This is a genomic window from Stenotrophomonas sp. Sm6012 (assembly GCF_030985895.1).
Lineage (GTDB): Bacteria > Pseudomonadota > Gammaproteobacteria > Xanthomonadales > Xanthomonadaceae > Stenotrophomonas > Stenotrophomonas forensis.
Window position 1 is genome coordinate 1 of sequence record NZ_JAPTFX010000141.1, and the last position, 12,282, is coordinate 12,282.

At 67.1% G+C, this 12,282-nt stretch carries 9 protein-coding genes; 6 read left to right on the forward strand and 3 right to left on the reverse strand.

Annotated features, from left to right (window positions below):
• Positions 1–371 precede the first annotated feature (371 nt).
• The 6 genes from O0J73_RS18495 (at position 372) to O0J73_RS18520 (ending at position 10,261) form a co-directional block, all read left to right on the forward strand.
• On the forward strand, positions 372–2,837 hold the full coding sequence (locus tag O0J73_RS18495; protein WP_308309330.1) for a GH92 family glycosyl hydrolase: 2,466 nt from the start codon (positions 372–374) through the stop codon (positions 2,835–2,837).
• A gap of 96 nt (positions 2,838–2,933) precedes the next feature.
• Entirely contained in the window at positions 2,934–3,983 is a 1,050-nt protein-coding gene (locus O0J73_RS18500) for a LacI family DNA-binding transcriptional regulator (RefSeq protein ID WP_049458188.1), read from the forward strand.
• Between the two features lie 58 nt (positions 3,984–4,041).
• Positions 4,042–5,355, forward strand: a complete 1,314-nt coding sequence (gene fucP / locus O0J73_RS18505) for an L-fucose:H+ symporter permease (protein ID WP_006439404.1) — start codon at positions 4,042–4,044, stop codon at positions 5,353–5,355.
• A gap of 7 nt (positions 5,356–5,362) precedes the next feature.
• Positions 5,363–6,358 carry a carbohydrate kinase gene (locus tag O0J73_RS18510; protein WP_308309331.1) on the forward strand — a complete coding sequence of 332 codons (996 nt, stop codon included), beginning with the start codon at positions 5,363–5,365 and terminating at the stop codon, positions 6,356–6,358.
• Complete coding sequence (locus O0J73_RS18515; protein ID WP_308309332.1) at positions 6,355–7,581, forward strand: AGE family epimerase/isomerase; 1,227 nt, start codon at positions 6,355–6,357, stop codon at positions 7,579–7,581. The genes O0J73_RS18510 and O0J73_RS18515 overlap by 4 nt, the downstream gene beginning before the upstream one ends.
• A gap of 61 nt (positions 7,582–7,642) precedes the next feature.
• Entirely contained in the window at positions 7,643–10,261 is a 2,619-nt protein-coding gene (locus tag O0J73_RS18520) for a glycoside hydrolase family 2 protein (RefSeq protein WP_308309333.1), read from the forward strand.
• A 253-nt stretch (positions 10,262–10,514) separates the two neighbouring features.
• On the opposite strand, the gene mtnC is transcribed toward O0J73_RS18520, so the two are convergent.
• From mtnC to mtnB, 3 genes are all read right to left on the reverse strand, one after another.
• A complete protein-coding gene (gene mtnC, locus O0J73_RS18525; RefSeq protein WP_308309334.1) occupies positions 10,515–11,210 on the reverse strand; it encodes an acireductone synthase in 696 nt (231 codons plus the stop codon).
• 3 nt (positions 11,211–11,213) lie between these two features.
• Positions 11,214–11,771: an acireductone dioxygenase gene (locus tag O0J73_RS18530; RefSeq protein ID WP_006439544.1), complete on the reverse strand. Its 558-nt coding sequence runs from the start codon at positions 11,769–11,771 to the stop codon at positions 11,214–11,216.
• A 92-nt stretch (positions 11,772–11,863) separates the two neighbouring features.
• On the reverse strand, positions 11,864–12,282 hold a 419-nt coding region (mtnB, locus tag O0J73_RS18535; protein WP_308309335.1), incomplete at its 5' end, for a methylthioribulose 1-phosphate dehydratase.

Sequence of the window (12,282 nt, forward strand, 5' to 3'; positions counted from 1 at the left end):
GCGCAGGACTGCGCACACGAGCAAGCGGCGACCGAGCTTACATGGACGTACTTGCAGCGGCCCCCGCAACCGGACCCACCCCGCCATCCCTCAGGAAACCCGCTTTTGCTCTTGCCGTTGAGGTTGCCGGCCAGCGGCCGGCACTACCAGGGGTGCAGGGCGGCAGCCCTGCCGAACACCCCCTCATGCTGCGGCGCAGAATGCATTCGGCGGAATCGGCATGCTCTACTTGAATCGATCTAAATTCACGGTTCAACGGGTCGCGCGTCATTCCAGGGGAAGCTGTCTGCCGGTCGAAGGCGGGGCTCGGTGGAACGGTGCCGGACGATCCGCACCGTCTGCCACCGCGTCATCGACTACAGGAACCCGACATGCGTCCAGTGCCGTCCGCTCCCGCCGTTCCATCTCCTTCGCGCCCGCTGGCGCGCCTGGCCTGCCTGCTCGCCCTGTCGGCCACGCCGATGCTGTTGCAGGCGGCGCCGGCGGCGCTGGAACGTGAGGTCAATACCTTCATCGGCAGCAAGGACGACGGCAATACCTTCCCGGGCGCGTCGGCACCGTTCGGCCTGATCCAGGTCAGCCCGATCGGCAGTCATTATTCGGGTTGGCGCTATGACGATGACAAGATCCGCGGCTTCGGCCATTCGTTCATCTCCGGCGCCGGCTGCTGGGAGCAGGGCGGCCAGGTGTCGGTGCTGCCGGTCACGGGCTCGATCGGCCCGGGCGGCGATTTCGATACCGCCAATCCCAAGCAGTTCGACCACAAGGCCTACGCCGCGTCCTATAGCCACGACGGCGAGATCGGCCAGGCCGGCTACTACAAGGTGCGCCTGACCAGTTACGGCGGCATCGATGCCGAGACCACCGCACGCACCCGTGCCGCCGCGGAGCGCTATACCTTCAGCCAGCGCCAGGGCGACGGCCATGTGCTGGTCAATGTCGGCCAGGCCAACGAACGCCATTCGGTGATCGGCAGCGTGGTTGATGTGGTGGGTGACCGCGTGGTCGAAGGCAAGCTGGTCACCAAGAGCTTCTGTGGTGGCCATCAGTACACCACCTGGTTCCGCATCGAGTTCGACCGTCCGTTCAAGGCACATGGCACCTGGGGTGAGGGCGGTGGCCTGCCGGGTGCGCGCCACAGCATGGAAGGCGAGCAGAAACCGAATGGTGCCTGGCTCAGCTTTGACCTGGCCAAGGGCCAGTCGGTGACCGCAGTCAGTGCGATCTCGCACGTGGACGCCGAGGGCGCGCGCATCAACCTGCGCGCCGACGGCATGCAGGGTGGGGCGCTGCTCGGCTTCGACCGCATGCGCGCGCTGTCGCAGCAGGCGTGGCGCGAGCAGCTGGGCCGGGTGCGCGTGCAGGGCGGCAACGCCGACGACCGCGCCGTGTTCTACAGCGCGGTCTACCACGCGCTGCTGCAGCCGATGACCGGCAACGATGCCGATGGCCGCTACCGTGGCTATGACGATGGCATCCATCGCGCCGATGGCTGGACCTACTACGAGTACTTCTCGCTGTGGGATACCTACCGTGCGCAGAACCAGTGGCTGGCACTGACCCGCCCGGACGTGGCACGCGATATCGGCCGCACGCTGCTGGCGATCAACGAGCAGGGTGGCTGGCTGCCGCGCTGGGGCTATGCCAACTTCGAGACCAACATCATGACCGGCGATCCGGTCACGCCGTTCATGGTCGACCTGTGGCGCTTCGGCGCGCTCAAGGGCCGTGAATCGCAGGCGTGGGATGCGCTGCGCCGCAACGCCTTCGGTACGCCGCCGCTGAACTCGCGGATGGCCGGCCGCTCCGGCAACCCGACCTACCTGGACAAGGGCTATGTGGTCTACGACCGCGCGTTCCCGTCCAAGGGCATGGACGTCGATCCGCACCACGGCGGCTCGGCAACGCTGGAGTACGCACTGGCCGACTGTGCGCTTTCGCAGATGGCCGATGGCCTCGGCCATGCGCAGGACGCGGCGACGCTGCGTGAGCGCGGTCGCAACTGGCGCAATGTGTGGGATCCGCAGGTGCGCGACGCCGAGACCGGCTTCACCGGTTTCCCGCGCCCGCGTACCGAGGACGGCCAGTGGTACACCCCGGCCGATGGCCATTACAGCCCGCGCTCGCACCATGGTTTCCATGAAGGTACGGCGTGGCAGTACCAGTGGCTGGCGCAGCAGGACGTGCCGGGCCTGGTAGAAGCGATGGACGGCCGCGAACAGGCCGGCCGCCGCCTCGATGCGTTCTTCGCGATGGATGCGCTGCAGGCCGATCCGCTCAATGCCGCCCGCAAGGAGTGGGTGGTCGGGCCGTACAGCTACTACAACCAGTTCCGCTACAACCCGAACAACGAGCCGGACCTGCACTCGCCGTGGCTGTACACGCTGATCGGCCAGCCGTGGAAGACCGCGGCGGTGGTGCGCGCCGCGCAGCAGCTGTTCACCAATGCGCCGAACGGCGTGACCGGCAACGATGACCTGGGCACGATGTCGGCCTGGTACCTGTTCAGTGCCATCGGCGTGTACCCGGCGGTGCCGGGCAGCGGCCAGTTCCTGCTGCACACCCCGCGCTTCAGCAAGGTGGAAGTGGACATGGGCAATGGCCGTACCCTGCGCATCGACGCGCCGGGTGCGGATGGCCGGCGCCTGCAGTACGTGCAGGGCGTGAAGGTCGATGGCCAGGCGCATGCGCCGGTATGGCTGGACTGGAACCGCCTGCAGCAGGGCCCGCGCCTGCAGTTCGCGCTGGATGCGAAGGCGCCGGAGCAGGGCTGGGGCACGGCAGTGAAGGACCTCCCGGTGTCCTGGTGCGCGGCACCGGGCAGCCAGCTGCGCTGAGCCGGACTGTGCCGTTCGCTGGGTCACCGCGAACGGCACGGCACGACACGGCCCTGATCCATTAGGCTTGAGCCTCCAGCGGAGTCCGGGAAGACGATGAACGACAACGGCAGCAGTTCCAGCAAGCGCGCCGGCAAAGCGGTGACGGTGACCGACATCGCGCGTGCCATCGGCGTGTCGCGGGCCACCGTGTCGCTGGTGCTGCGCGGCAGCCCACTGGTCAACGTCGATACCCGGGCCAAGGTCGAGGCCGAACTGCGCCGCCAGCGCTATGTCTACAACCGCGCGGCGGCCAACCTGCGCCGGCGGACCTCGTCGAGCATCGCGCTGGTGATCAACGATCTGTCCAACCCGTTCTTCGCCGAATTCGCGTCCGGCGTGGACGAGGCGCTGGGTGGGCGCGGTTATGTGACCCTGCTCGGCAGTACCGGTGAATCGCCCGAGCGCCAGCAGGCGGTGCTGTCCACGCTGATGGAGCACACCCCGGCCGGCCTGATCCTGTCGCCGGCCGAAGGAAGTGATACCGCGCAGTTGCGCCAGGCATTGGGTGCCAATGCCAACGTGCTGCTGTTCAACCGCGAACTGGAAGGTGCCGACTGGGACTTCCTTACCCTGGACAACCAGCACGGTGCCTATCTGGCCACCCGCCACCTGATCGAGCGCGGCCATCGCCAGATCGCGTTCTTTGGTGGCCATGCCGCCTCCAGTTCATGCCATCAGCGCCGCGCCGGTTTCCAGCAGGCGCTGGCCGAGGCCGGCCTGTCGCTGCCGCCGGGCTGGATGATCGAGTCGGCACCGAACCGCCTGGAAGCCGCGGCGCGCACCGATGAGCTGTTTGCCGATGGGCATCGTCCCAGTGCGGCGGTCTGCTACAACGACACCGTGGCGCTGGGCCTGATGCTGGGCCTGAACTCGCGCGGCATCCGTCCGGGCGGTGACTTCGCCGTTACCGGTTTCGATGACATTTCCGAGGCGGCGGTGGCGGTGCCGCCGCTGACCACGCTGACGGCCGACCCGCGCGAGCGCGGTCGCCAGGCCGCGGCGCTGCTGCTGCAGCGGCTGGACGAACCGGATGCGCCACCGCGGCGCACGGTCGCGCCGGTGCAGCTGCGCATCCGTGAAAGCAGCGCCGCACGGCCAAACTGATTCCTTTCCTACCCCTTCCACGCAACAACGACCTTCCGCGCATCGAGGCGCGTACCGCATGCCGATCTCCGCAACGCCCCGTCCATCGGGTTCTTCGGGCAACGCACCTGCCGTCACCAACGGCAAGGCGCTGGCCGTGGTCACCACGATCTTCTTCATGTGGGGCTTCCTGACCTGCCTCAATGACATCCTGATTCCGCATCTGAAGGCAGTGTTCGAGCTGAACTACGCCAAGGCGATGCTGGTGCAGTTCACCTTCTTCGGCACCTATTTCCTGATGTCGCTGCCGGCGGGCCGGTTGGTCGCCGCGCTGGGGTACAAGAAGGGCATCGTGGCCGGCCTGGTGATTGCCGGCATCGGCGCGCTGGGCTTCTGGCCGGCGGCCGAGCTGCGCGTGTATGGCGCCTTCCTCGGCGCACTGTTCGTGCTGGCCAGCGGCATCACCGTGCTGCAGGTCGCCGCCAACCCCTATGTCGCGCTGCTGGGCCCGGAACAGACCAGCTCCAGCCGCCTGACCCTGGCGCAGGCGCTGAACTCGCTGGGCACGGCCATCGCGCCGATCTTCGGCGGCATGCTGATCCTGTCCAACACGGTGAAGAGTGCCGATGACATCGCGGCGCTGCCGGCCGCCGAGCAGCTGGCCTACCGTGCCGCCGAGGCACAGGCCGTGCAGGGCCCGTACGTGGGCCTGGCCGTGGCGCTGGTGCTGCTGGCGCTGTTCGTGTTCCTGTTCCGCCTGCCGGCGCTGAGTGATGCCACCGAGCAGGCCGACCAGGGCCACCACCACAGCTACCTGGATGCGCTGCGCAAGCGCCACCTGCTGCTGGGCGTGCTGGGCATCTTCTTCTACGTCGGCGCCGAAGTGTCGATCGGCAGCTTCCTGGTCAACTACCTGTCAATGCCGAACATCGGCGGCTTCAGCGAGCAGCAGGCCACGCACTACGTGTCGGCCTACTGGACGATGGCGATGATCGGCCGCTTCGCCGGTTCGGCGCTGCTGGCGCGCTTCTCGCCCAGCCGCCTGCTGGCGATCTTCGCGCTGGTCAACGTGGGGCTGCTGGTCACGACCATGCTGAGCTCCGGCAGTGTCGCGCTGTATTCGGTGGTGGCCATCGGCCTGTTCAACTCGATCATGTTCCCGACCATCTTCGCGCTGAGCATCGAGCGCCTCGGCCCGCTGACCAACAAGGGCTCCAGCCTGCTGATCATGGCCATCGTCGGCGGTGCCGTGGTGCCGTACCTGCAGGGCGTGCTGGCCGACCACATCGGTGTGCAGGCCAGCTTCATCCTGCCGCTGCTGTGCTACGGCTACATCATTTTCTACGGACTGGTCGGCGCGCGTACGCCGGCCTCCGCAACGCAGGGAGGCTGAGTCCGGAATGGGTGCCATCGTTTGCTTCGGCGAAATTTTGATCGATCTACTAGCGCAGCCGCCGGCCTCGGCCGATACCCCGCGCGCGTTCCTGCAGTACGCCGGCGGTGCGCCGGCCAACGTCGCCGTGGCCGCCGCGCGGCTGGGTGCGAAGACCCAGTTCGTCGGCATGCTCGGCCGCGACATGTTTGGCGACTTTCTCGCCGACAGCCTGGTCGAGCACGGCGTCGGCACGGATTACATCGTGCGTACCGATGCGGCGAAGACCGCGCTGGCCTTCGTTGCCCTCGACGCCAGCGGCGAGCGCAGCTTCAGCTTCTACCGCCCGCCGGCGGCCGACCTGCTGTTCCGTGACAGCGACTTCCAGGCCGCATGCCTCGACAGCGCGCAGTGCTTCCACGCGTGCTCCAACAGCCTGACCGAGCCGGCCATCGCCGACGCAACCTTCGCAGGCATGGACCGTGCCCGTACGGCCGGTGCGGTGGTCAGTCTCGATCTGAATCTGCGTCCGGCCCTGTGGCCTGCCGACGTCGATCCGACGCCGCGCCTGTGGCAGGCGCTGGAGCGCGCCGACCTGGTCAAGCTGTCGCGCGAGGAACTGGATTACCTGGCGGCGCCGATGGGCGCCGATGGTGAGGCGGCGGTGCTGCGGCGCCTGCTGGCCGCACAGGCACGCTGGGTCATCGTCACCGACGGTGCAGCCACGCTGCACTGGTATACCCGCGACAACCACGGCACGGTCACCAGCTTCCGCGTGGCCACGGTCGATACCACGGCCGCTGGCGATGCCTTCGTCGGTGGTGTGCTGGTCGGCCTGCTCGAGCGCGGCGGGGCGGGTGCAGGTTTTGCCGCGTTCTGCCGCGACCCGGAGGCGATCACCGCCACGCTGCGCTTCGGCGCTGCGGTCGGTGCGCTGGCGGTTACCCGCAAGGGCGCGTTCGCCGCGATGCCCTCGCTCGATGAAGTGCAGCAGCTGCTGCAGGCCCAGGACATTACCGCATGAGCACCTCGCCCGATTTCCGTTCACCCCCGTTCCTGCGTGCGCACATCGCCGACACGATGGCGTTCTACCATCCACGCTGCATCGATCCGAACGGTGGCTTCTTCCACTACTTCCGTGACGACGGCAGCATCTACGATGCCAGCCACCGCCACCTGGTCAGCAGCACCCGCTTCGTCTTCAACTATGCGATGGCCTACCGGGAGTTCGGCAATGCCGAATACCGCGAGGCGGTCGAGCACGGCGTGCGCTACCTGCGCGAGGTGCACCGCAACCCGGCCACCGGTGGCTACGCCTGGACCCTGCGCGACGGCAAGGTCGAGGATGACATGAACCACTGCTACGGCGTGGCGTTCGTGCTGCTGGCCTACAGCTGCGCGTTGAAGGCCGGCATCGAGCAGGCCCGCGAGTGGATGGACGAGACCTGGCAGCTGCTGGAAGCGCGCTTCTGGGAGCCGCAGCACGGCCTGTACAAGGACGAGGCTGATGGCCAGTGGAACTTCACCGGCTATCGCGGCCAGAACGCCAACATGCACATGTGCGAGGCGATGCTGGCCGCGTTCGAGGCCAGTGGCGAGCAGCGCTACGTCGAGCGTGCCTTGCAGCTGGCCGACAACATGACCCGCCGCCAGGCCGCCAAGGCCGGTGGTCTGGTCTGGGAGCACTATGACGTGAACTGGGAGATCGACTGGGATTACAACCTGGACGATCCCAAGCACCTGTTCCGCCCCTGGGGCTTCCAGCCGGGTCACCAGACCGAGTGGGCCAAGCTGCTGCTCATCCTTGATCGCCACGTGCAGGCCGACTGGCTGCTGCCGACCGCGCAGCACCTGTTCGACGTGGCCGTGGCGCGCAGCTGGGACGACGCCCGTGGTGGCCTGTACTACGGCTTCGCACCGGAATCGCGCCGGCAGCCGGGCATGGACGGCGCCCCGATCGGTGGCGACAGCTTCGTCTGCGATGACGACAAATACTTCTGGGTGCAGGCCGAGACGCTGGCCACCGCCGCACTGATGGCCAGGCGCACCGGCGATGACCGCTACTGGCAGTGGTACGACCGCCTCTGGGCATACTCGTGGGAGCACTTCGTCGACCACAGGTACGGCGCATGGTTCCGCATCCTCGATGCCGAGAACCGCAAGTACAGCGACGAGAAGAGCCCGGCCGGCAAGGTGGATTACCACACCATGGGTGCCTGCTACGAAGTGTTGAACGTCGTGCGTTGAGGCGCGATGTATTGGAACCGGTAGCGCCGGGCCTCGCTCGGCGCAAGAACAGGAGCATCACGTGCATCGCCTTTCCCTCGTTGTCCGTCTGCTCCTGCTGCTGATCGCAGCATCCGTGTTTCCGGTGACCGCAGCCTCGCTGCAGGCGCAGTGGGAGTTCCGCATGCTGCCCGGCGATGCGCAGGGTGCGGCGCATCCGGGCCTGCAACAGTGGCGCACGGCGAAGGTGCCAGGCAGCGTGCACACCGATCTGCTCGCACACGGGTTGATCCGCGATCCCTACGTCGGCGCAGCCGAGGCCGAGCTGCAATGGATCGGCCTGGCCGACTGGGCATACCGCGCCCGTTTCGACGTGGATGCGGCGACGCTGGCCAAGCCCAATGCCGAGCTGCGTTTCGATGGGCTCGATACCTATGCGGAGGTCCTCCTCAACGGCAAACCGCTGCTGCGTGCGGACAATGCACATCGCACCTGGCGCGCGCGCGTGGACGGCCGGCTGCGGGCCAAGGGCAATGAGCTGCAGATCGTGTTCCGTTCGCCGATCCGTACGCTGCTGCCGGACGTGCAGGCCATGCCGCACAAGATCGCTGGCAACTATCCGTCGCCCTATGGTGATGAGCCGAAGGACGCGATGGTCGGCAACTTTGCGCGCAAGCCGGCCTACCACTTCGGCTGGGACTGGGGCCCGCGTTATGTCACCGCCGGGGTCTGGCGTGGCGTCGACCTGCAGGCCTGGGATGCGCATCGCCTGACCGATCTGGCCGTGCGAACCGATGCACTGGACGCCGAGCAGGCAACGCTGGCGGTGCTGCTGCAGGTGGAGCAGGGGGCGGTGTCGGGCTCGGCCGTGGTGCATGTGGATGTGCGCGATCCGCAGGGCCGCAGCGTGGCCCAGGTGCAACGCACGGTGCCGCTGAAGCCCGGCCAGAACACCGTTGAGCTGCCGGTTGAGCTGGCCAGGCCGCGGCGCTGGTGGCCGGTGGGTCATGGTGCGCAGGATCGTTACACCGTGCAGGCACGCCTTGACGACGGCAGCACTGCGGAACTGGCGCGCGAGCAGCGCATCGGTCTGCGCACGGTCGAACTGCGCCGCGAAGAAGACGGCAAGGGCGGGCAGGGCTTTGCTTTCGTCATCAATGGCGTGCCGATCTTTGCCAAGGGTGCCAACGTGATTCCGTTCGACGCATTCCCCGCACGCGTTGATGCGGCGCGACTGCGGCAGGTGCTGACGGCGGCGCGCGATGCCAACATGAACATGCTGCGCAACTGGGGCGGCGGGTATTACGAGGATGACGCTTTCTTCGACATCGCCGATGAACTGGGCCTGCTGGTGTGGCAGGACTTCATGTTCGGCGGTGGCATGCAACCGGGCTACGATCCGGCGTTCCGTGCCAGCGTGGTGGCCGAAGCACGCGACAACGTGCGCCGCCTGCGGCATCACCCCAGCATCGTGCTGTGGTGTGGCAACAACGAGGAAGAGACCGCGTGGAAGGACTGGGGCCATGGCCGCGACCTGAAGGCGGCCGACCCGGCATTTGCGGCGAAGGTCTGGCAGGGCTACGTCGACCTGTTCGGCAACGACCTGCGCCAGGTGGTCGGCGAGGAAGGGCTGGGCGTACCGTACTGGTCCAGCTCGCCCAGCAATGACCTTGACGAGAAGGCCAACGACTCGACCCGCGGTGACAAGCACTACTGGCAGGTCTGGGGCAATCCGGCATTGCCGGTGCAGGCCTACCTGCGCGAGACCCCACGCTTCATGTCCGAGTACGGGCTGCAGGCGTGGCCGTCGGTGGCGACCGTGGACCAGATCGCCACCCGCGCCGAGCAGCGCATCGACAGCCCGGTGATCCGCGCGCACCAGAAATTCATGGCCGGCGAGGGCAACAGCCGCCTGCTGCACTACATCGAGCTGGGCTACGGCACGCCGAAGGACTTCGAGGATTTCGTCTACCTGAGCCAGGTGATGCAGGCCGATGGCATCGCGCTGGCGGCGCTGCATCATCGCGCGTCGCAGCCGTACACGATGGGTTCGCTGTACTGGCAGCTCAACGATGTGTGGCCGGGGGCTTCGTGGTCCAGCGTGGACTACTTCGGCCGCTGGAAGGCGCTGCATTTCGCCGCGCGGCGCTTCTTCGCGCCGGTCACCGTGGCCGCGCTGCGCGACGAGGGGTACACGCGGATGCGCCTGCTCAATGATGGCGCCGCGCTGGATGCGCGCTGGCGGCTGCGGGTGATGGATGTGGACGGCAAGGTGCTGCGCCGTCGCGAGGGCGCGGTGACGTTGACGGCGGCGGGTGTCACCTCGATCGGTGATTTCCGCGATGCCGAACTTCTGGCCGGTGCCGACCCGAAGCGCACGGTGGCGGTGTTCGAGCTGCTGCAGAACGGGGCGGTGAGTGCCCGCCAAGTGGTTGGATTCGTCGAAGCCAAGGACCAGGTGTTGCCGCGGCAGAAGCTCAAGGCCACCTTGTCCATCGAAGGCGACCACTATCGACTGCGGCTGCAAAGCGCAGCTTACGTGCGCGCAACGTGGATCGATTTCGGTGCGCTGGACGTGCAGGTCGAAGACAACCTGCTGGACCTGCTACCGGGCGAAAGCCGGGATATCGCAGTGCGCGGTCCAGTCGATCTGGCTGCCCTGCGCGAAGCGCTGAAGGTAAGGACCCTCAACGATCGTTGAGGGGCATCCCGCTTTGGTAGGTGCCAACCTTGGTTGGCACACCCGGAACATGCCAACCAAGGTTGGCATACCATTCTGCCTACAGCTGGATCTGCTGGAAGCTCTCGACCCGCTCGTGGCCGCTGACGGCCTGGCCGGGTATGCATGCGGCGTGAGAGGACCCTCAACGATCGTTGAGGAGCGCTCTGGTAGGTGCCAACCTTGGTTGGCACACCCGGAACATGCCAACCAAGGTTGGCATCTACCATTCTGCCTACAGCTGGATCTGCTGGAAGTTCTCGACCCGCTCGTGGCCGTTGGCGGCCTGGCCGGTGCGCGGCAGCGGGTAGTCGTCCAGGCGGTCGATCAGGCGGGTCTGCAGGCCGGCTTCGCGCGCGGCATCCAGTTCCTCGACCACGTCGGACAGAAACAGGATCTCACCCGCCGGCACGCCGATCGCCTGCACGATGCGGCGATAGCTGTCGGCCTCACGCTTGCCGCCGACCTCGGTGTCGAACCAGCCTGACACCAGCGGGCTGAGGTCACCGGCATCGCTGAAGCCGAAGAACAGTTTCTGCGCCGGTACCGAGCCGGAGGAGTACACGTACAGCGGCAGGCCGGAGGCGTGCCAGCCGTTCAGCACCGGCGCCACTTCCGGATAGAAGTGCGCGGTGTAGTCGCCGCGGCGGTAGCCTTCGTCCCAGATCATGCCCTGCAGCGCCTTCAGCGCGGTGTGCTTGCGGTCCTGGTCGATCCAGCCCTGCAGCGTCTCGGCCACCAGGCTGTCCTGGCAGGCGCCGCCGATCTCGGTGGCCACCGCATCCAGCCAGCGGCGGACCTCTGGCTGCTGGCCATGCTCGGCCACGAACGCGGGCAACGCCTTGCGGGCATAAGGGAACAGTACGTTCTTGACGAACGAGATGCTGCTGGTGGTGCCTTCGATGTCGGTCAGGATGACGCGGGGCTGCATGGATCAGGACGCCTGGGTGGGTACGTAACGGGGGAACTTCTGCGCGATGTCGGTGCCGGTGAAGTGACCGACCCAGCCATCCGGCTCGGTGAAGAAGCGGATCGCCACGAAGCTCGGCTCATCGCCCATGTCGAACCAGTGGGTGGTGCCATCGGGTACGGCGATCAGGTCGTCCTTCACGCACTCGATCTCGTAGACCTTGTCACCCACGTGCAGGGTGAACAGGCCCGAGCCGGCCACGAAGAAGCGCACCTCGTCTTCCTTGTGGAAGTGCTCGTCGAGGAACTTCTTGCGCAGTTCCGCCCGGTTCGGGTTGTCCGGGGCGATCGAGGCAACGTCCACGCTCTTGAAGCCGCGTTCGGCGACCAGGCGGTCGATGTCGGCGCGGTAAGCGGCGAACACTTCATCCTGGCTGGCGCCCGGTGCGACCGGCGCGGTGGCCTGCCAGCGCTCGAAGGTGACGCCGATCTTCTGCAGTTCGGCAGCGATGATCGAGCCGTCCTGGCTGTCCAGCAGTGGCGATTCGGGGCGGGTGTCGTCGTAGATGCGCAGTCGGCTCATGGCGGCAGCTTGAACGTCTCGGGGGGAAGACAGGGTAGCAGGGTGGGGGCGCGGCGCAGATTCCGGATCGGCATCTGCACCTGCACGCGGGTTCAGCCGCGCAGCTTGCGCAGTTCCAGCTCGCAGTGGAACAGGAACTCGAAGGCTTCCAGGTGGCGGCGCGCCTCGGCCATGTCGCGGCCCCAGGCATACAGGCCGTGGCCGTCTATCAGGTAGCCACACAGGTTCTGCCGGTCCAGCAGGTCGTCGACCTGTTTCGAGAGCACATTCATGTCCTGGGTGTTGGCGAATACCGGCACGTCCACGGCCATTTCATGGGTGCTGTTGCCGGCGAAGGCCTTCAGCAGCTCGTAGCCTTCCAGGTGCACATGGCCCTGCGGCGCATACAGGCGCGAGGCGATGGTCTGCACGGGCGAATGGGTGTGCAGGACGCAGCCGATCTCCGGGAAGCGGCGGTACAGCTGGGTGTGCAGCAGGGTTTCGGCCGACGGGCGCAGCGGGCGGCGGGCGG